We start from the raw sequence: 22,412 nt of genomic DNA on the forward strand, positions 1-22,412 counted from the left end.
CGGCGCGCGGCGTGGGCCGGCGCAGGCGCGCGGCCATCGCGTTGCCCTCGCCCATCGCACGCAGGTCGCGGCCCAGATGGAACAGGTCGCGATAGCTGGCGCGCTGCGGCAGCAGGTCGGCCACCGGCAGCGCCAGTCCCGCGCGGGCCAGCAGGCCGCCCAGGTCGCGGATCTCTCCCATCGGCAGGATCCGGGGCGACAAACCACCGGTGATCTCGGCCTCGGCCTGGGCCAGGGCGGCGCGGGGTTCGGACAGGGTCTGGCCGCCGAACATGACGCCGATGAACAGCCCGTCCTCGCGCAGGGCGCGGCGGCATTGCACCATCTGCCCGACCGGATCGTCCGCCCAGTGCAGCGACAGGGCGTGGATCACCAGGTCATGCGCGCCGGGTTCCAGGTCCAGCACCGGGTCGTCCGCCACCACCCGCGCATCGGGAAAGCGCGGGCCCCAGATGTCGGGAAAACCGGTCACCAGGGCGGGGACCGTAAAGGTTCTGTTAACCTCGGCCAGCCTATCGTGGATCTCGTCGGCGGCGATCTGGTGGAACAGGTCGACCATGCCGTCCCGTTGGGCGCGGCGGCGCTGGCGGGTCAGGGCGATGCGGTCGGTCAGGGCGGGTCTGGGGTCACTCATGGGACGGGAACATAAGGTGCTTTCGGGGGCGATGAAAGCCGCGCTGCGGCTGTTCTATCCGCCCCAATGCCTGTCCTGCGGCGCGGGGGTGGCCGACGGGGGCGCGGGGGCCGTGCATCTGTGCGCCGACTGCTGGCCCGAGGCCGCTTTCATCACCGGCGCCTGCTGCGATTGCTGCGGGGCGCCGCTGCCCGATGACGGGTCGGGCACTGACATGGTGCTGGTCTGCGACGACTGCCTGGGCGCGGTGCGGCCCTGGACGCGGGGGCGCGCGGCGATGGTCTATGGCGGCACCGCGCGCAGGCTGATCCTGGCGCTGAAGCATGGCGACCGACTGGACCTGGCCCCGCCCATGGCCGCGTGGCTGGCGCGGGCGGCGGCACCATTGGCGATGCCCGGCATGATCGTGGCCCCGGTGCCCCTGCACCTGCGCCGCCTGGCAAAACGCAAGTACAACCAATCCGCGCAGGTGTCGGGCCGGGTGGCGCGCACCCTGGGGCTGGATCACCAGGCCGACCTGCTGGTGCGCGTGCGCCACACGCAGGCGCAGGACCATCGCGGCGTGGCCGACCGCTATGCCAACCAGCAGGACGCCCTGGCCGTGCATCCGCGTCGCGCGGCAGGCGTGGCGGGGCGGCCGGTGATGCTGATCGACGACGTGATGGCGTCGGGGGCCACGATCCACGCGGCGGCACTGGCGCTGCTGGCGGCGGGATCGGGACCGGTTTCGGTGGCGGTGCTGGCACGCGCGGTCAAGGATCACTAGATAGGGGGCTGCCACCAAAAAGGACCGCCATGAGCATCGAGATCTATACCACCCGCACCTGCCCCTTCTGCATCCGCGCCAAGCAGCTTCTGGACCAGAAGGGCGCGTCCTATACGGAAATCGACGTCGGCGCCGACCCGGCGCTTCGCGACAAGATGACGAAGCGCGCGGGCAAGCGCAGCGTGCCGCAGATCTTCGTGGGCACCACGCATGTCGGCGGCTGCGACGACCTCTATGCGCTGGAGCGGTCGGGCGAGCTGGACCCGCTGCTCAAGGGCGCCGCCTGATGGGCGCGCTGACCGTCGGGCTGATCCAGCTGACGGTCGGCGACGACCCGGCCGCGAATCTTGGCCCCACGATCGCCTTGATCCGCAAGGCCGCGGGCCGGGGCGCGCGGCTGGTCCTGACGCCCGAGGCGACGAACCTGCTGTCCCCCGACCGCGCGCGTCAGGCCACCCTGCTGCGCCCCGAGGATCAGGACGCGACCCTGGCCGCCCTGCGGGCCGAGGCGCGGGCGTTGGACATTTGGCTGCTGGTCGGATCGCTGGCCCTGGCCAGCGGCGACGCGGACGGGCGCTTCGCGAACCGCAGCCTGCTGATCGCCCCCGACGGGACGGTCGCGGCGCGCTATGACAAGCTGCACATGTTCGACGTGACCATCAGCGACACCGAATCCTATTGTGAAAGCGCCGCCTATCGCCCCGGCGACCGGGCGGTCACGGCCCCCGCGGCCGGGACGGTGCTGGGCATGACGGTCTGCTATGACCTGCGCTTTCCGCACCTGTACCGGTCGCTGGCGCAGGCGGGCGCGCGCATCCTGACGGTGCCGTCGGCCTTCAACCCGGTCACGGGGGCCGCCCATTGGGAGCCGCTGCTGCGCGCCCGCGCGATCGAGACCGGGTGCTTTGTGCTGGCGCCCGCGCAATGCGGCACCCACCCCGCGCCCCACAGCCCGGACCGCCCCGCCCGGCGCAGCCACGGCCATTCGCTGGTCGTCGACCCCTGGGGCCGGGTGCTGGCCGATGGCGGGGACGATCCCGGCATCACCATTGTATCCCTTGACCTTTCGGCGGTGGATGAGGCACGGTCTCGCATTCCCTCGCTGTATCACGACAGGCCCTTTGCGGCCCCGGAAGGCCATGACGACACCTGCGCCCAACCCTGACAAAGCCGCCGAGGCCCGGTCCACCGACCGGCTGGCCGCAAGCCTGTTCGCCGAGGTGCTGATCGCCGACCAGCTGTCGCGCAACCTGATCGGCAAGGCGCTGCCCAAGGGGATGCAGATTTCGCACTTTTCGGTGCTGAACCTTCTGGCCCACGTGAACGAGGAACGCACCCCCGCCCAGCTGGCGGCGGCGTTCCACATCACGCGGGGCGCGATGACCAACACGCTGGCGCGGCTGGAATGGGCGGGCCATGTGCACATCCGCCCCGATTGGGACGATGCACGGCGCAAGTTCGTGTCGATCAGCACGGCGGGCCGGGCGGCGCGCGATCAGGCCATCGCGGGCTTCATGCCGCTGATCGCGGGCGTGGTGCGCGACATCGGCGCGGACCGGGTGCGCGGCGCACTGCCCGTCCTGCGCGAGCTGCGCCTGCGGCTGGAGGCCGACCCGCCCAAGCCCTGAGGCCTCAGGCCCGACGCGCCGTCATGATATAGTTCACCGCCAGGTCGCGATCCGACATCGACCAGCCGAAGGTGATCGGGTTGAACACCATCCCCTTGCGGTCCGCGACCATCAGCCCCGCCGCCTGCGCATGGGCGGCCAGTTCGTCCGGGGTGATGAAGCGCGCCCAGTCATGCGTGCCGCGCGGCAGCCAGCGCATGATCCATTCCGCCCCGATGATCGCCGCGCCGAAGCTGCGCGCGGTCCGGTTCAGCGTCGACAGGATCAGCAGCCCGCCGGGGCGCAGCAGGTCGTGGCAGGTCGCGACGAAGGCTGCGGGGTCGGCGACATGTTCGACGATCTCCAGCGCCAGGACCGCGTCAAAGCGTTCGCCCGCCGCGACCAGCGCCTCGGCCGTGGTGGCGCGGTAAACGATCGCCAGCCCCTGCTGGTCGGCATGGGTCTGGGCCACGGCGATGTTCACCTGCGTCGCATCCGCACCCACCACATCCGCGCCCAAGCGCGCCATCGGTTCGCTGGCCAGTCCGCCGCCGCAGCCGATATCCAGGACCCGCAGCCCCGCGAAGGGCCGCAGGCTGCGCCGGTCGCGCCCGTATTCGGCCGCGATCTGGTCGCGGATATGGTCCAGCCGCAGCGGATTCATCAGGTGCAGGGGGCGGAACTTGCCGTTGGGGTCCCACCATTCGGCGGCCATCGCCTCGAATTTCGCGATCTCGGCCTGGTCGATGCTGCTGGGCGTGGTCATTGGGGGGCGGTCCTTCTGGCGGGCGGCGTTGTCTGTGCTTATAGTGGCAGGATGGACCGATTGGCAGGACAAATCTCCGCGTCACATGGCCGCCTTCACCCGGCGGTCGAACCCTTTGCCCGCCACGAGATCGACGTGGGCGACGGCCACATCCTGTACGCCGAGGAATGCGGCAACCCGCAGGGCCGGCCCGTTCTGGTGCTGCATGGCGGGCCGGGCGGCGGGTGCAGCCCCTATATGCGGCGCTTTTTCGACCCGGCGCATTACCGCGTGGTGCTGTTCGATCAGCGCGGCTGCGGGCGGTCGCGGCCCACCGCGTCGGTGCGGGCCAACACCACCGCGCATCTGATCGACGACATCGCCCTGATCCGCGCGCGCCTTGGCATCGACCGCTGGCTGCTGTTCGGCGGCAGCTGGGGGGCGACGCTGGCCCTGGCCTATGCGCAGGCGCATCCGGACCATGTCACCGGGCTGGTGCTGCGCGGGGTGTTCCTGGGGATGCGGTCCGAACTGGACTGGTTCTATGGCGGGGGCGCCGCGCGGTTCTTTCCCGACCTGTGGGAGCGCTTTCAGGAGCCGATCCCCCCATCCGAACGCCAGGACATGATCGGCGCCTATCACCGGCGGCTGTTCGACGACGATCTGGGCCGTCAGGCGCGATTCGCGCAGCCCTGGCTGATGTGGGAAAACGCGCTGGCGGGGCTGCAGTCGCAGGCCGCAGGCCATGCCCCCGCCGATTACGCCCGCGCCTTTGCCCGGCTGGAGAATCACTATTTCAGCAACGGCTGCTTCCTGGACGAGGGGCAGTTGCTGCGCGACCGCGGGCGGATCGAACACCTGCCCGCGATCATCGTCCAAGGCCGCTATGACATGGTCTGCCCGCCCGTCAGCGCGCACCGGCTGGCCCAGGGGTGGGGCCGGGCCGAACTGCGCCTGGTCCCGGCATCGGGCCACGCCCTCTCCGAACCCCGCATCACCGCAGAGTTGGCCGCCGTCATGGACGGCATCCGCGACGAAGACCGCAGCCGGAGGGCGCCCCGTTGATCCTGTTCCCGGTCTTCCTGCTGGCCAGCGTCGCCGCCGCCGCGACCGGCGTCATCTTCAAGCCCGGTGCGTGGTATGACGGGCTGCGCAAGCCCGGCTTCACCCCGCCGAAATGGGCCTTTCCCGTGGCCTGGACATTGATCTACCTGCTGTCGGCCGCGGCCGCGACACGGGTGGCGGGCCTGCCCGGCGCGGGGGCCGCGCTGGCCCTGTGGGCGGCGCAGATCGCACTGAACACGCTGTGGACGCCGGTCTTCTTCGGGGCGCGGCGGATGGCCCTGGGCATGGCGATCATCGCCACTTTGCTGGTGACGGTCGCGGCCATGACGGTGACCTTCTGGTCGCTGGACCGGATCGCGGGGGCGATGCTGCTGCCCTATCTAGCCTGGCTGGGCGTCGCGTCGGGACTGAACTGGCGCATCTGGCGCGACAACCCCGCCGTGCCGCGACCCGCCGCTTAAGATCGCTTGCATTCGGGCCCGCCTTTGGCTATAGGACCGATCAACAGCGGTGCAGGCGTCCAAACCCTGCCCACCGGAACTTCCGCATGGGGCCCGCTGACGGCCCCTTTTTCCTGTCCAAGAGGATCTGATGTCCGACGATCTGCCCGTCACGAACGACCTGATCGCCAAGACCGCGATCGACCGCCGCCTGGCCGAGATCATCACCCCGGTGATCGAGGATCTGGGATACGAGCTGGTGCGCGTCCGCCTGCAGGGCGGCAAGACCGCCACGCTGCAGATCATGGCCGACCGCCCCGAGGGCGGCATCAACGTGGACGACTGCGCCCAGATCTCGACCGCGGTCAGCGCCACGCTGGATGTCGAGGACCCGATCGAGGACAACTATCACCTCGAGGTGTCCAGCCCCGGCATCGACCGTCCCCTGACCCGCCTGAAGGACTTTGGGACATTCGAGGGCTATGAGGCGCGGCTGGACCTGAACCAGGCGATCGACGGGCGCAAGAAGTTCAAGGGTGTCCTGGCGGGCGTCGAGGGCACCGAGGTGCTGATCAACATCGAGGACAAGGGCCAGACCCACACGATCGGGCTGGACTTCGACCTGCTGTCGGATGCCAAGCTGGTCCTGACGGACGAGCTGATCAAGGAAATGCTGCGTCAGAAGAAGGAAGCCGGGGTCGAGATCGACAACCTGGACGAAACCGCCTTCGACGAGATCGAAACCGATGATGACGGCGCGACCGCCGTGCAACCCAAGGAGTGAGTGATGGCCATCACCTCTGCCAACCAGCTTGAACTGCTGCAGACGGCCGAAGCCGTCGCCCGCGAGAAGATGATCGAGCCCGAGCTGGTCATCGAAGCGATGGAAGACAGCCTGGCCCGCGCCGCCAAGTCCCGCTACGGCGCGGAGATGGACATCCGCGTCAAGATCGACCGCCGGACCGGCAACGCGACCTTCACGCGCGTGCGCACGGTCGTGGCCGACGATGCCGTCGAGAACTATCAGGCCGAACTGACGGTCGAGCAGGCCAAGCCATATTTGGACAACCCCCAGATCGGCGACGAGATCATCGACCAGGTCCCCCCGGTCGAACTGGGCCGCATCGCCGCGCAATCCGCCAAGCAGGTGATCCTGCAGCGCGTCCGCGAGGCCGAGCGCGACCGCCAGTACGAGGAATTCAAGGATCGCGCCGGCAGCATCATCAACGGTGTCGTCAAGCGCGAGGAATACGGCAACATCATCGTCGACGTCGGCCGCGGAGAGGCGATCCTGCGCCGCAACGAGAAGATCGGCCGCGAAAGCTATCGTCCGAACGACCGCATCCGCGCCTATATCAAGGACGTGCGCCGCGAGACGCGCGGGCCGCAGATCTTCCTGTCGCGCACCGACCCGCAGTTCATGGCCGAACTGTTCAAGATGGAAGTCCCCGAGATCTATGACGGCGTGATCGAGATCAAGGCAGTCGCCCGCGACCCCGGCTCGCGCGCCAAGATCGCCGTGATCAGCCATGACGGCAGCATCGACCCGGTCGGCGCCTGCGTCGGCATGCGCGGCAGCCGCGTGCAGGCCGTCGTCGGCGAACTGCAGGGCGAAAAGATCGACATCATCCCGTGGAACGAGGACCAGGCGACCTTCCTGGTCAACGCGCTGCAGCCCGCCGAGGTCAGCAAGGTCGTCTTCGACGAGGAGGCCAACAAGATCGAGGTCGTCGTCCCCGACGAGCAGCTGTCGCTGGCCATCGGCCGTCGCGGCCAGAACGTGCGCCTGGCCAGCCAGCTGACCGGCCTGGATATCGACATCCTGACCGACGAGGAGGAATCCAAGCGTCGTCAGGCAGAGTTCAACACCCGGACCGCGCTGTTCATGGAGCAGCTGGACCTGGACGAGTTCTTCGCCCAGCTGCTGGTGGCCGAAGGGTTCACCAACCTGGAGGAGGTCGCCTATGTCGACCAGGACGAGCTGCTGACGATCGACGGGGTCGACGAAGGCACCGCAGCCGAGCTGCAGGCCCGCGCCCGCGACGTGCTGGAGGCCAAGAACAAGGCCGCCCTGGACGCCGCGCGTGCCCTGGGCGCCGAGGACAGCCTCATTGAATTCGAGGGTCTGACACCCCAGATGGTAGAGGCGCTGGCCAAGGACGACGTCAAGACGCTGGAAGATTTCGCGACCTGCGCCGACTGGGAGCTGGCCGGTGGCTGGACCACCGTCAACGGTGCCCGCGTCAAGGACGAAGGCCTGCTGGAACCCTATGGCGTGACGCTGGAAGATGCGCAGACCATGGTCATGACCGCGCGCGTGATGCTGGGCTGGGTCGATCCGACCGAGCTGGACGACACGGATGCGGAAGACGACCTGCGGGACGATGACGACAACGAGGAGGCCGGGGCCTGATCGCCCCGGATCGGAGCACAGATTGAGCCGTGGTGGACATGACAAGGACCGGGACGACGACCCGGAACGCCGGTGCATCGCCACCGGCGAGGTGCAACCCAAGCGGGGCCTGATCCGTTTCGTGATCGGCCCCGACGGGCAGGTCGTGCCCGACCTGGCGGAAAAGCTGCCCGGTCGCGGCATCTGGGTCGCCGCCGACAAGGCGGCCCTGAACAAGGCGGTGACCAAGGGATTGTTCTCTCGTGCCGCCAAGGCTCCGGTTCAGGCGGCCCCCGATCTGGCCGATCTGGTCGAGGCAGGCATAGCCCGCCGGCTGGTCGAACTGGTGTCGCTGACGCGGAAATCGGGCCGCGCGGTGGCGGGGTTCGAAAAGGTCAAGGGCTGGCTGGCCGAAGGTCGCGCCAAGGTGCTGCTTCAGGCCAGCGACGGGTCGGACCGCGGCAAGGGCAAGCTGTGGACGCCCACCGGCGGACGCTGGTTCGGCTGCCTGACCGCATCAGAATTGGGTTTGTCCTTTGGGCGCAGTCATGTCATACACGGCGCGCTTGCGAAGGGTGGCCTGACGGACAAGGTGATCTTGGAAGCCGGCAGACTAACGGGTCTGCGCGGGCATGACGACGGCAATACGGCTGTCGGGAAGGAATGAAGACGCAGATGAGCGACAAAGACGGAAAAACCCCCTTGGGCCTTGGTGGCGGTAATCGCCCCGGCGCAGTCAAGCAAAGCTTCAGCCACGGTCGCACCAAAAGCGTCGTCGTCGAAACCAAGCGCAAGCGCGTCGTGGTGCCCAAGGCAGCCGCGCCGATGACGGATGCGCAGAAAGAAAAGAACCCGCTGACCGCCCGCGTGGCCGGCGACAGCTCCAAGCGCCCCGCAGGCATCTCCGATGCCGAGATGGAGCGCCGCCTGAAGGCCCTTGCCGCCGCCAAGGCACGCGAGGCCGATGACGCCGCCAAGCGCCTGGCCGATGAGAAGGCCCGCGAGGAGGAGCGCGAGCGCCGCCGCGCCGAGATCGAGGCCAAGGCCCGCGAGGAGCGCGAGCGCGAGGAGGCCCTCAAGGCCAAAGCCCTGGCGGAGGCCCAAGCCGCGCAGGATGCCGCCGACGAGGCCCGCCGCAAGGCAGAGCCGCGCCAAGAGCGTCCCAAGCCTTCGGCCGGTGCGACCAAGCCCGCCGCCCCCGATCAGGCCGCGATCGAGGCTGCCGCCTCGCGCGCCGAGACCAAGGGCGTCACGACCGGCGTGGCCCGCAAGACCGACCGCGTCGAGCGCACGGACCGCGACAAGACCGCCAAGGCCAAGACCACCGACGACAACCGTCGCGGCGGCAAGCTGTCGCTGAACCAGGCGCTGAACGGCGAAGGCGGCCGCCAGCGCAGCATGGCCGCGATGAAGCGCAAGCAGGAACGCACCCGCCAGAAGGCGATGGGCCAATCCGCCCGTCCCGAAAAGCAGTTCCGCGAAGTCCGCCTGCCCGAGACCATCGTGGTCCAGGAGCTGGCCAACCGCATGACCGAACGCGCCGCCGACGTGGTGAAGGCGCTGATGAAGATGGGCATGATGGTCACCGCCAACCAGCCCATCGACGCCGATACAGCCGAGCTGGTGATCGAGGAATTCGGCCACAAGGTCCTGCGCGTCAGCGACAGCGATGTGGAGCAGGTCATTGCCCCGACGGTCGATCGTGACGAGGACATGCGGCCTCGCCCGCCGATCATCACGATCATGGGTCATGTCGACCACGGCAAGACCTCGCTGCTGGACGCGATCCGCAAGGCCTCCGTCGTTTCGGGCGAAGCCGGCGGCATCACGCAGCATATCGGCGCCTATCAGGTGACGACCGACAGTGGCGCCGTCCTGTCCTTCCTGGACACGCCGGGCCACGCGGCCTTCACGTCGATGCGTGCCCGGGGCGCGAACGTCACGGATATCGTGGTGCTGGTGGTCGCGGCGGATGATGCCGTGATGCCCCAGACCGTCGAGGCCATCAACCACGCCAAGGCCGCCAACGTGCCGATGATCGTGGCGATCAACAAGATCGACAAGCACGAGGCCGACCCGCAGAAGGTCCGCACCGACCTGCTGCAGCACGAGGTGGTCGTCGAGGCCATGTCGGGCGACGTGCAGGATGTCGAGGTCTCGGCCAAGACCGGCCTGGGCCTGGACAACCTGCTGGAGGCCATCGCGCTTCAGGCCGAACTGCTGGAGCTGCGCGCCAACCCGAACCGTGCCGCACAGGGCGCGGTCATCGAGGCGCAGCTGGATGTCGGACGCGGCCCTGTGGCCACCGTCCTGGTGCAGCACGGCACCCTGCGCCGCGGCGACATCTTCGTTGTGGGCGAGCAGTGGGGTAAGGTCCGCGCCCTGATCAACGACAAGGGCGACCGCGTCGAGGAAGCCGGCCCGTCCGTCCCGGTCGAGGTTCTGGGCCTGAATGGCACGCCCGAGGCCGGAGACGTGCTGAACGTGGTCGAGACCGAGGCCCAGGCCCGCGAGATCGCCGAGTTCCGCGCCCAGCAGACCAAGGACAAGCGCGCCGCAGCCGGTGCCGCGACCACGCTGGAGCAGATGATGGCCAAGGCCAAGGCGGACGTGAACGTGTCCGAACTGGCGGTCGTCCTCAAGGCCGACGTGCAGGGTTCGGCCGAGGCCATCGTGCAGGCCCTGGAAAAGGTCGGCAACGACGAGGTCCGCGTCCGCGTGCTGCATTACGGCGTGGGTGCGATCACCGAATCCGACATCGGCCTGGCCGAGGCGTCGGGCGCTCCGGTCATCGGCTTCAACGTCCGGGCCAACGCTCCGGCCCGCAACGCCGCGAACCAGAAGGGTGTCGAGATCCGCTACTACTCGATCATCTACAACCTGCTGGACGACATCAAGGCCGCCGCTTCGGGCATGCTGTCCAACGAGATTCGCGAGAACTTCATCGGTTACGCGACCATCAAGGAAGTGTTCCGCGTCACGGGTGTCGGCAACGTCGCCGGCTGTCTGGTGACCGAGGGCGTGGCCCGTCGTTCGGCCGGCGTGCGCCTGCTGCGCGACAACGTGGTGATCCACGAAGGCACGCTGAAGACGCTCAAGCGCTTCAAGGACGAGGTCAAGGAAGTGCAGTCCGGTCAGGAATGCGGCATGGCCTTCGAGAACTATGACGACATCCGCCCTGGCGATGTCATTGAGATCTTTGAACGCGAAGAGGTCGAACGCTCGCTGTAAGCGACCGTCTGCGACATGCGAAAGCCGGGCGATACGATCGCCCGGCTTTTTGCGTTCCGGGGTCCGGCAGGATGGAACGGAAAAGGGGGTGACCCTTTCGGATCACCCCCCTGGTGTTCATGCGGTTCCCTTGGCGCCACGCTCCCCCGTGCGCCGGAACGGTCAGTGGCCGACCGGCTTGCCCTCGAAAGTGCGGTTGCCGACGCGGACCAGGATGTTCCCATCCGCGGTCGAGCCTTCGAATAGACCCTGGATCGAGATGTAGCTGCCGACGGAAATAGTGCGAATCATGTCAAGCCTCCTCTGTGCCCTAAACAAAGTTAGTCATGAAATGGTTAAAAAATCGTTCGCAACTTGATCATCTACGACTTTTTTCAGCAACAATGCAATCGGATCACTCAAATTTGCGACACTATAGCCACATCTGCAGGGCCGGGATGAGGGGAATGTCTGCCGCAGGCATAGGGTAATCGCGCAAATCGCGTGCCCGGACCCAAGCCAGCTGCTGCCCTTCGCGCGGCTGGACGATTCCCTGCCAGCGGCGGCAGGCGAACAGCGGCATCAGCAGGTGGAACGTGTCATAGGCGTGGCTGGCAAAGGTCAGCGGTGCCAGGCAGCTGTTCCAGGTCTGGATGCCCAGCTCCTCCTCCAGCTCGCGGATCAGGGCGGCCTCGGGGGTCTCTCCGGGTTCGACCTTGCCGCCGGGGAATTCCCACAGGCCCGCCATGGACTTGCCCGGCGGGCGCTGTGCCAGAAGCACACGCCCGTCGGGATCGATCAGCGCCACCGCGGACACCAGGACGGTCTTCACGACCGGTAATCCGCGTTGATGTCGATATAGCCGTGCGTCAGATCGCAGGTCCAGACCGTCCGCGCCGCGTCACCCAGGCCCAGATCGACGGCGATCCGCAGGTCCTGGTTGCGCATGTAGGCGCTGGCGGCGGCTTCGTCATAGTCGGGATCGCGCCAGCCGTCGCGGGCCACGACCATGTCCCCGAACGCGATGCGCAGGCGGTCACGGTCGGCGCGCGCGCCCGACTTGCCCACCGCGGCCACGATGCGGCCCCAGTTGGCGTCCTGTCCGGCGATGGCGGTCTTGACCAGCGGCGAATTGGCGATGGCCATGGCCACGCGATGCGCGTCGGCCGCATCCGCGGCGCCCGTCACGGCGATCTCGACGAACTTGGTGGCGCCCTCGCCGTCGCGGACGACCTGATGGGCCAGATCGCGCATGACGCCGTGCAGCGCGGTCACGAAGTCGCGCCCCGCATCGCTGTCCAGATCGGTGATGGGCGCGCCCGCCCCCTGCCCCGTCGCGGCCAGGATCAGCGCGTCGGACGTGGACGTGTCGCTGTCCACGGTGATCGCGTTGAAGGTCGCGTCCAGCCCGGAGGACAGTGCCTGCTGCAGCACGGCTGCAGGCACCGTGGCATCGGTGAACAGATAGACCAGCATCGTCGCCATGTCGGGCGCGATCATCCCAGAACCCTTGGCGATGCCCGCGATGCGGGTGCCGTCCGCCAGGATCGCGGACGCGCCCTTGGGAAAGGTGTCGGTGGTCATGATCGCACGCGCCGCATCGGCGACCCCGCCCGCATCCAGATCACGTGCCAGATCGCCCACGATAGCCACGATCCGCTCGTGCGGCAGCGGCTCTCCGATCACGCCGGTCGACGAGGTGAAGACCCGCCCCTGCGGCAGGTCAAGCGCACCCGCCACGGCCGCGCAGACGGCATCAACCGACTGCTGGCCGCGCGCGCCGGTGAAGGCATTGGCGTTGCCGGAATTGATCAGGATCGCCGCGCCGTCGGGCGCATCGCCCCCCTGCGCCAGCTTGGCCTGGTTGTCCAGGATGCACGCGGCGCGTGTGGACGACCGGGTAAAGGCCCCGGCCACCGTGCTGCCCGGCGCGATGCGGATCAGCGTGACGTCGCTGCGGCCTTGGTACTTGATCCCGGCGGCGGCGCTGGCGAAATCGACGCCCGCGATCACTGGCAGGTCAGGAAACCGCGCAGGTGCCAGAGGAGAGATGGGCAGACCCGCCTTTCCCATCACTCGGCCTCCAGCAGGTCGGTGGCGTTCAGCTGGGCGGGGTCCAGGCCTTCGGTCTTCTTGACGTCGGCGGCGGTCACCAGGCTTTGGATCTGGGCCTCGACCTTCTCGCGCAGGACCATCTGGCTGATCTGGTCACGGACCTCGGCCAGCGGGGGCGCCTCGCGCAGGCGGGTCTCGTTCAGCTTGATGACGTGCCAGCCGAATTCGGTCTCGACCGGGTCGCTGACCTGGCCCGGCTCCAGCGCGGCGACGGCCTCGGCAAAGGGCGGCACCATCTGGTCGGCGGCGAACCAGCCCAGGTCGCCTTTGTTCGGACCCGACGGCCCGGTCGAGTTCGCCTCGGCCACGGTGCCGAAATCGGCGCCGCCATCGACCTCGGCCTTCAGTTCGGCGGCCTTCTCCTGGCTGTCGACCAGGATATGGGCGGCGTTGTATTCCGTCACGCTGCCCGCATCGGCGAACAGGCGGTCATAGCTGGCCTGCAGCTCCTCCTCGGTGGGCTCGGCCTGGGCGATCTGGCTGACCGCGGCCGAGGCCAGGGTGTTGCGGCGCTGCAGCTCCAGCTGGGCGCGCACGCCGGCGGTGTCCTCGGCGGATTCGGCCACGGCGGTCTGGCGGATCAGCTGGTCCAGCATCACGTCCCACAGCGCCTGGTCGGGCATCTCGGCCATGGCCGGGTCCTGGATCGACTGCTTCATGACGATCATCTGGCCCAGGGTGATCTCCTGGCCGTTCACGGTGGCGACCACCTGGTCGGCATCGGCGTCCTGCGCCAGGGCGGGGGCGGAAAGGGCGGCAAGCACGGCTGCGGCCAGCAAAGTCGATCGGGTCATGGGGATGGGTCCTTTCACGGCGCGCACCCCCGCGGGGGCCGGGCCAACATTGACAGTCAGGTGGGCTGCGCCTACATCCAAACCAACTCCGTGGAAGGCGCCGCCGCCGCGTTCGTTCAACGCCCCTGATACGGCAATGCGACCGGCGCGGGCAAGTGGGCCGCAGGTGACGTCCCTTCCCGACAACGTGATGGCGAAGGTAACATGATCGGTAATCTGGCGAAGATGGTCTTTGGCACGCCCAATGACCGCAAGGTCAAGGGCACGCGCGCGCTGGTCGCCCGCATCAACGCCCTTGAGGACAGCTTCAAGGCATTGTCCGATCAGGGGCTGGTCGACAAGACCGCCGAATTCAAGGCCCGCGTGGCGGGCGGCGAATCGCTGGACGACATCCTGCCCGAGGCGTTCGCCAACTGCCGCGAGGGTGCGCGCCGCGCGCTTGGCCTGCGGGCCTTCGACGTGCAGCTGATGGGCGGGATCTTCCTGCATCAGGGAAACATCGCCGAGATGAAGACCGGCGAGGGCAAGACCCTGGTCGCCACCTTTCCCGCCTACCTGAACGCGCTGTCGGGCAAGGGCGTCCATGTCGTCACCGTCAACGACTATCTGGCGAAACGCGATGCCGAATGGATGTCCAAGGTCTATGCCCAGCTGGGCATGTCCTGCGGCGTGGTCGTGCCGTTCCAGCCCGAGGGCGAAAAGCGCGACGCCTATGCCTGCGACGTGACCTATGCCACCAACAACGAGCTGGGCTTCGACTATCTGCGCGACAACATGAAGGGCAGCGTGGCCGAGATGGTCCAACGCGGTCACAACTTCGCCATCGTCGACGAGGTCGACAGCATCCTGATCGACGAGGCACGCACGCCGCTGATCATCAGCGGCCCCAGCCAGGACCGGTCCGAGCTGTACCGCATCCTGGATGCCTATGTGCCCCTGCTGACCGAGGAGCATTACAAGCTGGACGAGAAGTCCCGCAACGCAACCTTCACCGAGGACGGCAACGAGTTCCTGGAGACGCGCCTGCAGGCCGACGGCGTCCTGCCCGAGGGGCAGACCCTCTATGATCCGGAATCGACCACCATCGTCCACCATGCCAGCCAGGCCCTGCGCGCGCACAAGCTGTTCCTGAGGGACCAGCATTACATGGTGCGCGACGGCGAGGTGATGCTGATCGACGAGTTCACCGGACGGATGATGAAGGGCCGCCGCCTGTCGGACGGCCTGCACCAGGCGATCGAGGCCAAGGAAGGCGTCGAGATCCAGCCCGAGAACGTGACCCTCGCCTCGGTCACCTTCCAGAACTACTTCCGCCTGTATCAGCGCCTGGCGGGCATGACAGGCACGGCATCGACCGAGGCCGAGGAATTCGCCGAGATCTACAAGCTGGGCGTGGTCGAGGTTCCGACCAACCGCGGCATCGCGCGGATCGATGACCATGACCGCGTGTATCGCACCGCGGCCGAGAAGAACGCCGCCGTCGTCGAGGCGATCAAGGAGGCCCATGCCAAGGGTCAGCCGATCCTGGTCGGCACCACCAGCATCGAGAAGTCCGAGCTGCTGTCCGAGATGCTGAAGAAGGACGGCGTGCCCCACAACGTCCTGAACGCCCGCCAGCACGAGGCCGAGGCGCAGATCGTGGCCGATGCCGGCAAGCTGGGCGCGGTGACGATCGCCACCAACATGGCCGGTCGCGGCACCGACATCCAGCTGGGCGGCAATGTCGAGATGAAGGTGATGGAGGCCCTGAAGGCCGATCCGGACGCCCATCTCGACGAGCTGCGCGCCCGGATCGAGGCCGAGCATGCCGGAGAGAAGGACAAGGTGCTGGCGGCGGGCGGGCTGTTCGTGCTGGGCACCGAACGCCACGAAAGCCGGCGGATCGACAACCAGCTGCGCGGCCGTTCGGGCCGCCAGGGTGATCCCGGACGGTCGCTGTTCTTCCTGTCGCTGGACGACGACCTGATGCGGATCTTCGGCTCCGAGCGTCTGGACAAGGTCCTGTCGACGCTTGGCATGAAGGAGGGAGAGGCGATCATCCACCCTTGGGTGAACAAGTCGCTGGAACGCGCACAGGCCAAGGTCGAGGGTCGCAACTTCGACATCCGCAAGCAGCTGCTGAAGTTCGACGACGTGATGAACGACCAGCGCAAGGCGATCTTCGGCCAGCGCCGCGAGATCATGGACAGCGAGGAGGTCGGAGAGATCACCGCCGACATGCGGCACCAGGTGATCGAGGACCTGATCGACGAGCACATGCCGCCCCGCAGCTATCCCGAGCAATGGGACACCGAGGGGCTGAAGAAATCGGTCCGCGAGCGGCTGAACCTGAACCTGCCGGTCGCGGATTGGGCGGCCGAGGACGGCGTGGACCATGACGTGATGCGCAAACGCATCACCGAGGCCAGCGACGCCTATATGGCGGACAAGGCTGCGGCCTTCGGCCCCGAGACCATGGTGCAGATCGAGAAGCAGGTCCTGTTGCAGCAGATCGACCAGAAATGGCGCGAGCACCTGATGACGCTGGATCACCTGCGTTCAGTCGTGGGCTTCCGCGGCTATGCGCAGCGCGACCCGTTGGCGGAGTACAAGACCGAGGGTTTCCAGCTGTTCGGGACGCTGCTGGACGGCCTGCGCTTTGACGTGACGCAGCGGCTGGCGCAGATCCGACCCCTGACGCAGGCCGAGCGCGACGAGATGGCGGCCCAGATGGCCCGCCAGCAGCAGCAGGTCCAGGAGGAGGCATCGGCAGAACCGGAGGCGGCAGCGCCCGCGCCCGCCGCGCCCGAAGCTCCGTCAGCGCCACGCCCGGGCTTTGACGAGGCCGATCCGTCGACCTGGGGGATGCCTGCGCGCAACGATCCGTGCCCCTGCGGATCGGGCAAGAAGTTCAAGCACTGTCACGGCGCGATCTGAACATCACGCGGGGCGCCGTTTGCGTCCCGCGATGGCGGTCGCGCCCGCCGGGTGGGGGCAAGCCCCCACCGCGTCCGGGCGCGACGGGCCGCTGATGCGGCCCTAGCCCAACCGGGTGGGCAGCGCCCAACCGCGCAGCAGGTCGGCAGGGGTCATCGGCCGCTTGCCCGCACGTTGTGCCAAGGTGATGCGCACCGCCCCGGAGCCGCATACGATGGTGAAATCGGGCAGTACCGTTCCGGGGTCGCCCTGTCCCGGGACGACTGTGCTGACCAGCAGCTTCACGCGTTCGTCCCCGATCATGCACCACGCCCCCGGAAAGGGTGACAGACCGCGGATCTGGCGGTCCACCTGTTCGGCAGGCAGGGTCCAGTCGATACGCGCCTCGGTCTTGTCGATCTTGGCGGCGTAGGTCACGCCATCCTGCGCCTGAGGCACGGCGGGCAGCGGCAGGCGGTCCAGCACGTCGCAGATCAGGTCTGCCCCCATCGCCGACAGTCGGTCGTGCAGGCTGGCCGTGGTGTCGTCCGCGGCGATGGGCGTGCGGGTCAGGGCCAGCACCGGGCCGGTGTCCAGCCCCGCCTCCATCTGCATGATCGCGACGCCGGTTTCCGCATCCCCCGCCAGGATCGCGCGGTGGATGGGCGCCGCCCCTCGCCAGCGCGGCAAGATTGAAGCATGAATGTTCAAGCAGCCAAGGCGCGGTGCATCCAGCACCGGCTGCGGCAGGATCAGGCCATAGGCCACGACCACCGCCACATCCGCGTCAAGCGCAGCGAAGTCGGCCTGGTCCTGGGGGTCGCGCAGGCGGGCGGGGGTGCGGACCGGGATCCCCAGGTCCTGCGCCGCCAAGGCCACCGGAGAGGGGCGGGGCTTCTGCCCGCGTCCGGCCGCGCGGGGCGGTTGGGAATAGACCGCCACCACATCGTGGCGCGCGGCGATGGCCCGCAGGGCGGGGACCGAGAAATCGGGCGTTCCCATGAAGATCACGCGCATCGGGCAGGCCTCCGGTTGGTGCCTGCCCTCAATGCCCGCGTGGCGGACGGGCTTCAAGCCCCGGAGGCAAGCCCCCAATCGGTGACGGCGTCCTGCATCCGGCGCAGCCGCAGGAGCGTCGAGCCTTCATCCAGTGCCACGTCGCCACACAGGATCGGTTGCCCTGCCGCCACGTCGCGGCGCAGCGCCCGCCCGGCGGCCAGGTAGTACGGCACCGGCACATCGTCCGCGACCGCCCGCGCGGGCGCCATGCGGCCCGAGACATGGGCGATGCTGTGATGATGCCCCTCGGCCCGCAGGACGGTGCCGGCGGGCAGGTCGGAATCGGCGAAGGCGGTCAGATCCACGACCGGGCGCGGGGCGCGCGCGCCGGAGGAGACGCCGTGCAGCGCCGCCTCAAACACCGTCGTCGCGGCCTCCAGCCCCAGCAAGTGGCGCGGCAGGCCGATCATCGCGGTGCGCCCGTCGCGGGACACGACATGGCCCTTGTCGCGCAGCATGTCCCATGTCGCGGCGTCATCGCAGGCCACGGTGACGAAGACGCCGCCCGCGAAGCTGACCTCGCCGGCCAAGCGCAGGCAGTGGAACACGTCCAGCCGCCCCTGCCCCGACAGAAGACCGCCCTGGTCGGTCATCAGGTCCGCGACCTCGGGGATGCGGGCGATGGGGGCGTGCAGGTCCGCACGGTCCGGCATCAGCCCCAGGGCATTGGCGACCAGCGTCAGCTCGCACAGGTCCGGCACGGCGCGCTGTGGCAGCGCGCGCAGGGCGTGCGCCCGACCCGCGGCCACATCGGCCCAGGGCCGATCCGCCGGGTCCAGCCAGTCGGCCAGCCCCGGCGCGGCCACAGCCGTGCCATTGCTGATCACCTGCCCCGTATCGGGATCGAAGACGAAATCGTATTCGCTGGACTTGCCCGCCGCGACGATCCGCAGGCCGATGACCTGCGCCCAGGTCGCAAGCCCGATCAGCAGGCTGGGCTGATCACCGTCCACCGGCGCCACGACCACGCCCCGGTCGCGGGCCATGCGCGACAGGATCGGGCCGATGACGCTGTCGGTCTCCTTGGTGACCATGACGACGTGATGTCCCGCTGCAATGGCCATCTCCGCATGACGGGCACCCGCCTCGGGGTCGCCGGTGGCCTCCAGCACGACGTCCAGCGGAAGGGCGGCCACAGCGGCCAGATCGCCCGCGGCGATGCAGTCGCCGGCCTCCCAGGCCGCCCGCGCACTGGCGGCATCGGCGCAGACCGCGATCCGCGCGGGGTCCACGCCGACAGATGCCAGCGCCGCCGCCGCCGTCTCTGCATCGCGGTCCACCGCCACCCGGCAGGCCAGCCCGTCCACATGGCGCGCCTGCGCCAGAAAGCTGCGCCCGAACCCGCCGGTCCCGATGATCGCGGTCTGGACGGTGCGCCCGTGGCGCGCGGCAAAATGACCGATCAGGTTCATGCGACCACCTTGCGGTTGCGGCGCAGGCTGAGCGCCAGGCCAAGCGTCTTGGGCAGGATCAGCAGCGCCAGCGCCACGATCATGATCCCTGTCACCAACGGGTTGGCAAAGAAGATGCCAAGCGATCCGTCCGACAGCAGCATCGACTGGTGGAACGCGTTCTCGGCCTTGTGGCCCAGGACCATGGCAAGGATCATCGGCGCCAGCGGATAGTCCAGCTTGGTGAACATGAAGCCCACGAAACCGAAGATCAGCACCAGCCACAGATCGAACGTCGCCCCGGACACCGTGTAGGCGCCGACGAAGCAGATCGCGACGATCATCGGCCCGATGATGGTGAAGGGGATGCGCAGCAGCGCCGCGAACATCGGCACGGTGGCCAGGACCAGGATCACGCCCAGCAGGTTCGACACGTACATGCTGGCGATCAGGCCCCAGACGAAATCGGGCTGGGTCGCGAACAGCATCGGCCCCGGCGTCAGGCCCCAGATCATCAGCCCACCCATCATCACCGCCGCGGTGGCCGATGACGGCACGCCCAGGGCCAGCATCGGCAGCATCGCGCAGGTGCCCGCGCTGTGATCCGCCGTTTCCGGCGCGACAATCCCCTCGGGGCGTCCCGACCCGAAGGCCGCGCCCTTGCGCGATGCCTGGCGCGCCACGCCATAGGACATGAAGCTGGCCGCCGTCGGCCCCCCCGGCGTGATGCCCATCCAGATGCCGATCAGGCCCGACCGCAGGGTCGTGGCCCAGTACTTGGGCAGCTCGGCCAGGGTCTTGAGAACATCGCGCAGGTCGATCCTGGAGGACACGCCGCGGAACCGCAGCCCCTCCTGCACGGTGGCCAGCAGCTCTCCGATGCCGAAGAGGCCGATCACCACCACCAGGAAGCTGATCCCGCCCAGCAGGTCCGAGAACCCGTAGGTCAGGCGGATGGACCCGGTCACGCTGTCCATGCCCACGGATGTCAGGATCAGGCCGGTCGTCAGCGACACCAGCGTCTTCATCGGGGCGGCGCTGCCCATGCCGATGAAGGCCGCGAAGGCCAGGAAATAGACCGCGAAATATTCTGGCGCACCGAAGCGCAGCGCGAATTGCGACGCCCAGCCCGCCAGCAGGGTGATGACCAGAATACCCATCAGCGCGCCCACCCCCGCCGACACGAAGGCCAGCGTCAGCGCGCGCGTCGATTGGCCGTTGCGCGCCATCGGATAGCCGTCGAAGGTGGTGGCGACCGATGACGGTTCCCCCGGAATGTTGAACAGGATCGACGTGGTGGACCCGCCGAACAGCGCCCCCCAATACATCGATGTCAGCAGGATGATGGCCGATGTCGGGTCCAGCGCGAAGGTCAGCGGGATCAGCAGCGACACCCCGTTGGGCGCCCCCAGCCCGGGCAGCACCCCCACGACCAGTCCCATCAGCACGCCCGCGACCATCAGCATCAGGTGCATCGGGGTGATGGCCACGGAAAACCCGTGCATCAGCAGATCGAAATTGCCCATTGTCGCGGCCCCTTAATAGATGCCCAGAAGCGGCTCCAGCGGCCCCTTCAACAGCGGAATCTGAAAGATCGTCTCGAAGATCAGGTACAGGCTGACGGCGAAACCCGCGCCGATGGCCAGGCCTTTCCACAGGCGGAACCCGCCCTGCCGCCAGGCGGTCAGCCCGATGTAGAAGGTCGCCGCGACATAGAAGCCGACCGTCAGCATGCCGATGACGAACGCCGTCATCGCCCCCAGGAAGGTCGCGATGCGGATCAGGTTCTGGCGCGGCAGGAACGGCTCCTCCGGGTCATCCAGGGGGTCGGGGGCCGTGCGCTGAGCCTTGCGATGCGCAACCAGCGCGCCGCCCAGGTTCCACAGGCTACCCGCGATCAGGACGATCGCCACCCAGAAGGGGAAATAGCCCGGCTGCGGGCCATGATCGCTCCACCCGGTGCCCAGTTCGGCGGCGCCGATGATGGCCGCCACGCCCAATGTGCCGGTGGTGATTGCCGTGCCGATCTCGGCATGAAAACGTCTGACGGTCATGACCCTCCCTTTCCCCATTGGCAAAAGGGGCATCCGGATGATCCCGGATGCCCCGATGCGCTTACTGCGCGGCGGCGGTGACCCAACCCTCGGCCTCGAAGACGGTCACGGTCGCGGCCTCGTTCTCCTCGATGAAGGCGGTCAGCTCGTCCCCGGTCAGCACCGCCGCGGTCTGCGAGGTCTTGGCAAGGTAGTCCTTCCATTCCTCGGTCTCGGCCACGCGGGTCAGGGCGTCCTGGTAAAAGGCCACCACCTCGGGGTCCGTGCCCGCGGGCAGCCAGACGGTGCGTGGCATCTGGTACCGCTCGATCTCCAGCCCCTGCTCGGCGCAGGTGGGGATGTCGTGCCAGCCCATGTCGCCGCTGACCGGCTCGGATTCCGCCATCCGTTCGGGCGAGAACACGCACAGCGGACGGATCGCGCCCGCCTGCCACTGGCCGATGTTCTCGTTCGGGTTGTTGACGTTCGCGGCGATATGGCCGCCGGCCAGCTGCACGCCGACCTCTCCGCCGCCGTTGAAGGGGACGTACTTGAAATCGGCCCCGGTGGTCTGTTCGATCAGCGCGACCAGCGTCTCGTCGGTGTCCTTGGACTGGCTGCCGCCAAAGACGATGGTGCCGGGTTCGGCCTTGGCCGCCTCGATCAGCTCCATCGAGGTCTGCCAGGGGGCGTCGGCCTTGACCCAGATCAGGAACTCGTCCAGCGCCAGCGCTGCGACGGGCTGCATGTCCTCGGCCGAATAGGCCAGCTGCGCGACATGAGGCAGCAGATAGACGTTGTTCGTCCCGAAGATCAGCTTGTGCGGATCGGCGGCGTTCTGGCGGGCGTACAGGAACGCCTCGGCCCCCGAACCGCCGCCCTTGTTCAGCACGACGATGTTCTGGTCCAGGATGTCGTTGCGCGTCAGCGCGGCCTGGATGGTGCGGGCGAAATTGTCGGTCCCGCCGCCGGCCCCGGATGCCACGACGAATTCCACCGGGCGTTCGGGGGTCCATTCCGCCAGCGCCGGGACGGTGGCTGCCAGCAGGGCGGTGCCTGCGATCAATGCGGTCTTGATGGTCATTTTATCTCTCCTCCCAAAGATGATGCGACCCGCTTGCGGCGGGAAGAAGACCGGGCGCCTATTCGGCGACCAGCAATGTCGGGGCGACTTCTGCCTGCGCCCAGCCCGCGGGCAACGCGCGCGGCGCGCGTGCTGGGTTCAGCGCGGCCAGGTCGCGGCCAAGGCGCGCGGCGGTCAGCGTC

General features: G+C 68.3%; 22 protein-coding genes. 11 read left to right on the forward strand and 11 right to left on the reverse strand.

The features are described 5' to 3' along the window. Window positions 1-634, reverse strand: a 634-nt coding sequence (locus tag FHD68_RS10185) for a class I SAM-dependent methyltransferase (protein WP_139085657.1), incomplete at its 3' end; no start/stop codon positions are given. Between the two features lie 31 nt (window positions 635-665). Between FHD68_RS10185 and FHD68_RS10190 the strand changes: the two genes are divergently transcribed. Genes FHD68_RS10190 through FHD68_RS10205 form a run of 4 tightly spaced genes read left to right on the forward strand, consistent with a single transcriptional unit; the run spans window position 666 to window position 3,028 of the window. Beyond that, the gene (locus FHD68_RS10190; RefSeq protein WP_127897819.1) at window positions 666-1,400 is read left to right on the forward strand and encodes a ComF family protein; all 735 of its coding nucleotides are present in this window, start codon (window positions 666-668) and stop codon (window positions 1,398-1,400) included. 29 nt (window positions 1,401-1,429) lie between these two features. Continuing rightward, complete coding sequence (grxC, locus tag FHD68_RS10195; protein WP_127897818.1) at window positions 1,430-1,687, forward strand: glutaredoxin 3; 258 nt, start codon at window positions 1,430-1,432, stop codon at window positions 1,685-1,687. Between the two features lie 8 nt (window positions 1,688-1,695). Beyond that, entirely contained in the window at window positions 1,696-2,565 is an 870-nt protein-coding gene (locus FHD68_RS10200; protein WP_127899283.1) for a carbon-nitrogen hydrolase family protein, read from the forward strand. Continuing rightward, the gene (locus tag FHD68_RS10205; protein WP_045981366.1) at window positions 2,540-3,028 is read left to right on the forward strand and encodes a MarR family winged helix-turn-helix transcriptional regulator; all 489 of its coding nucleotides are present in this window, start codon (window positions 2,540-2,542) and stop codon (window positions 3,026-3,028) included. The genes FHD68_RS10200 and FHD68_RS10205 overlap by 26 nt, the downstream gene beginning before the upstream one ends. A gap of 4 nt (window positions 3,029-3,032) precedes the next feature. Here the strand turns inward: FHD68_RS10205 and ubiG are convergent, their stop codons facing one another. Further along, entirely contained in the window at window positions 3,033-3,773 is a 741-nt protein-coding gene (gene ubiG / locus FHD68_RS10210; protein ID WP_127897817.1) for a bifunctional 2-polyprenyl-6-hydroxyphenol methylase/3-demethylubiquinol 3-O-methyltransferase UbiG, read from the reverse strand. Between the two features lie 51 nt (window positions 3,774-3,824). Here ubiG and pip point away from each other — a divergent pair, with 51 nt between their 5' ends. The 6 genes from pip to infB all read left to right on the forward strand — a co-directional run bounded on the left by pip (window position 3,825) and on the right by infB (window position 10,880). Next, window positions 3,825-4,817, forward strand: a complete 993-nt coding sequence (gene pip, locus FHD68_RS10215; protein ID WP_127897816.1) for a prolyl aminopeptidase — start codon at window positions 3,825-3,827, stop codon at window positions 4,815-4,817. After that, window positions 4,814-5,278, forward strand: coding sequence for a tryptophan-rich sensory protein TspO (tspO, locus tag FHD68_RS10220; RefSeq protein ID WP_341872756.1), 465 nt, complete (start codon window positions 4,814-4,816; stop codon window positions 5,276-5,278). Before pip ends, tspO begins: the two co-directional genes overlap by 4 nt. Before the next feature lie 130 nt (window positions 5,279-5,408). Further along, window positions 5,409-6,041: a ribosome maturation factor RimP gene (rimP, locus tag FHD68_RS10225; protein WP_045999958.1), complete on the forward strand. Its 633-nt coding sequence runs from the start codon at window positions 5,409-5,411 to the stop codon at window positions 6,039-6,041. Window positions 6,042-6,044: 3 nt separating this feature from the next. Further along, window positions 6,045-7,670 (forward strand): transcription termination factor NusA, encoded by a 1,626-nt coding sequence (gene nusA / locus FHD68_RS10230; RefSeq protein WP_127897815.1) that lies wholly within the window; start codon window positions 6,045-6,047, stop codon window positions 7,668-7,670. 22 nt (window positions 7,671-7,692) lie between these two features. Next, a complete protein-coding gene (locus FHD68_RS10235) occupies window positions 7,693-8,316 on the forward strand; it encodes an RNA-binding protein (RefSeq protein WP_045981736.1) in 624 nt (207 codons plus the stop codon). 8 nt (window positions 8,317-8,324) lie between these two features. Next, window positions 8,325-10,880, forward strand: coding sequence for a translation initiation factor IF-2 (infB, locus tag FHD68_RS10240; RefSeq protein ID WP_127897814.1), 2,556 nt, complete (start codon window positions 8,325-8,327; stop codon window positions 10,878-10,880). A 162-nt stretch (window positions 10,881-11,042) separates the two neighbouring features. Here the strand turns inward: infB and FHD68_RS19715 are convergent, their stop codons facing one another. The 4 genes from FHD68_RS19715 to FHD68_RS10255 all read right to left on the reverse strand — a co-directional run bounded on the left by FHD68_RS19715 (window position 11,043) and on the right by FHD68_RS10255 (window position 13,768). Then, complete coding sequence (locus FHD68_RS19715) at window positions 11,043-11,171, reverse strand: hypothetical protein (RefSeq protein WP_045981737.1); 129 nt, start codon at window positions 11,169-11,171, stop codon at window positions 11,043-11,045. Between the two features lie 121 nt (window positions 11,172-11,292). Continuing rightward, window positions 11,293-11,691, reverse strand: a complete 399-nt coding sequence (locus FHD68_RS10245; protein ID WP_127897813.1) for a (deoxy)nucleoside triphosphate pyrophosphohydrolase — start codon at window positions 11,689-11,691, stop codon at window positions 11,293-11,295. Beyond that, window positions 11,688-12,932, reverse strand: a complete 1,245-nt coding sequence (gene argJ, locus FHD68_RS10250; protein ID WP_045981739.1) for a bifunctional glutamate N-acetyltransferase/amino-acid acetyltransferase ArgJ — start codon at window positions 12,930-12,932, stop codon at window positions 11,688-11,690. The genes FHD68_RS10245 and argJ overlap by 4 nt, the downstream gene beginning before the upstream one ends. Then, window positions 12,932-13,768, reverse strand: coding sequence for a peptidylprolyl isomerase (locus FHD68_RS10255; RefSeq protein WP_045981740.1), 837 nt, complete (start codon window positions 13,766-13,768; stop codon window positions 12,932-12,934). The genes argJ and FHD68_RS10255 overlap by 1 nt, the downstream gene beginning before the upstream one ends. 204 nt (window positions 13,769-13,972) lie before the next feature. On the opposite strand from FHD68_RS10255, the gene secA reads away from it, so the two are divergent. Then, on the forward strand, window positions 13,973-16,684 hold the full coding sequence (gene secA, locus FHD68_RS10260; RefSeq protein ID WP_127897812.1) for a preprotein translocase subunit SecA: 2,712 nt from the start codon (window positions 13,973-13,975) through the stop codon (window positions 16,682-16,684). Between the two features lie 102 nt (window positions 16,685-16,786). Here the strand turns inward: secA and fmt are convergent, their stop codons facing one another. The 5 genes from fmt to FHD68_RS10285 all read right to left on the reverse strand — a co-directional run bounded on the left by fmt (window position 16,787) and on the right by FHD68_RS10285 (window position 22,230). Continuing rightward, a complete protein-coding gene (fmt, locus tag FHD68_RS10265; protein ID WP_127897811.1) occupies window positions 16,787-17,680 on the reverse strand; it encodes a methionyl-tRNA formyltransferase in 894 nt (297 codons plus the stop codon). Between the two features lie 53 nt (window positions 17,681-17,733). Continuing rightward, window positions 17,734-19,134 (reverse strand): flagellar biosynthesis protein FlgA, encoded by a 1,401-nt coding sequence (locus FHD68_RS10270; RefSeq protein ID WP_127897810.1) that lies wholly within the window; start codon window positions 19,132-19,134, stop codon window positions 17,734-17,736. Then, window positions 19,131-20,639, reverse strand: a complete 1,509-nt coding sequence (locus FHD68_RS10275) for a tripartite tricarboxylate transporter permease (RefSeq protein ID WP_127897809.1) — start codon at window positions 20,637-20,639, stop codon at window positions 19,131-19,133. Before FHD68_RS10275 ends, FHD68_RS10270 begins: the two co-directional genes overlap by 4 nt. A gap of 12 nt (window positions 20,640-20,651) precedes the next feature. Further along, the gene (locus FHD68_RS10280; RefSeq protein ID WP_164871394.1) at window positions 20,652-21,167 is read right to left on the reverse strand and encodes a tripartite tricarboxylate transporter TctB family protein; all 516 of its coding nucleotides are present in this window, start codon (window positions 21,165-21,167) and stop codon (window positions 20,652-20,654) included. A gap of 61 nt (window positions 21,168-21,228) precedes the next feature. Then, window positions 21,229-22,230: a Bug family tripartite tricarboxylate transporter substrate binding protein gene (locus FHD68_RS10285; protein ID WP_127897807.1), complete on the reverse strand. Its 1,002-nt coding sequence runs from the start codon at window positions 22,228-22,230 to the stop codon at window positions 21,229-21,231. Between the last annotated feature and the right edge of the window lie 182 nt (window positions 22,231-22,412).

It is taken from the genome of Paracoccus marcusii (genome assembly GCF_006151785.1).
Lineage (GTDB): Bacteria > Pseudomonadota > Alphaproteobacteria > Rhodobacterales > Rhodobacteraceae > Paracoccus > Paracoccus marcusii.

Excerpts from the sequence above, each read along its gene's own strand:
- FHD68_RS10190 (WP_127897819.1), top strand. The coding sequence starts at position 666 with ATGAAAGCCGCGCTGCGGCTGTTCTATCCGCCCCAATGCCTGTCCTGC.
- grxC (WP_127897818.1), top strand. The coding sequence starts at position 1,430 with ATGAGCATCGAGATCTATACCACCCGCACCTGCCCCTTCTGCATCCGC.
- FHD68_RS10205 (WP_045981366.1), top strand. The coding sequence starts at position 2,540 with ATGACGACACCTGCGCCCAACCCTGACAAAGCCGCCGAGGCCCGGTCC.
- ubiG (WP_127897817.1), bottom strand. The coding sequence starts at position 3,773 with ATGACCACGCCCAGCAGCATCGACCAGGCCGAGATCGCGAAATTCGAG.
- pip (WP_127897816.1), top strand. The coding sequence starts at position 3,825 with ATGGACCGATTGGCAGGACAAATCTCCGCGTCACATGGCCGCCTTCAC.
- rimP (WP_045999958.1), top strand. The coding sequence starts at position 5,409 with ATGTCCGACGATCTGCCCGTCACGAACGACCTGATCGCCAAGACCGCG.
- nusA (WP_127897815.1), top strand. The coding sequence starts at position 6,045 with ATGGCCATCACCTCTGCCAACCAGCTTGAACTGCTGCAGACGGCCGAA.
- infB (WP_127897814.1), top strand. The coding sequence starts at position 8,325 with ATGAGCGACAAAGACGGAAAAACCCCCTTGGGCCTTGGTGGCGGTAAT.
- FHD68_RS19715 (WP_045981737.1), bottom strand. The coding sequence starts at position 11,171 with ATGATTCGCACTATTTCCGTCGGCAGCTACATCTCGATCCAGGGTCTA.
- argJ (WP_045981739.1), bottom strand. The coding sequence starts at position 12,932 with ATGGGAAAGGCGGGTCTGCCCATCTCTCCTCTGGCACCTGCGCGGTTT.
- FHD68_RS10255 (WP_045981740.1), bottom strand. The coding sequence starts at position 13,768 with ATGACCCGATCGACTTTGCTGGCCGCAGCCGTGCTTGCCGCCCTTTCC.
- secA (WP_127897812.1), top strand. The coding sequence starts at position 13,973 with ATGATCGGTAATCTGGCGAAGATGGTCTTTGGCACGCCCAATGACCGC.
- fmt (WP_127897811.1), bottom strand. The coding sequence starts at position 17,680 with ATGCGCGTGATCTTCATGGGAACGCCCGATTTCTCGGTCCCCGCCCTG.
- FHD68_RS10270 (WP_127897810.1), bottom strand. The coding sequence starts at position 19,134 with ATGAACCTGATCGGTCATTTTGCCGCGCGCCACGGGCGCACCGTCCAG.
- FHD68_RS10275 (WP_127897809.1), bottom strand. The coding sequence starts at position 20,639 with ATGGGCAATTTCGATCTGCTGATGCACGGGTTTTCCGTGGCCATCACC.
- FHD68_RS10280 (WP_164871394.1), bottom strand. The coding sequence starts at position 21,167 with ATGACCGTCAGACGTTTTCATGCCGAGATCGGCACGGCAATCACCACC.
- FHD68_RS10285 (WP_127897807.1), bottom strand. The coding sequence starts at position 22,230 with ATGACCATCAAGACCGCATTGATCGCAGGCACCGCCCTGCTGGCAGCC.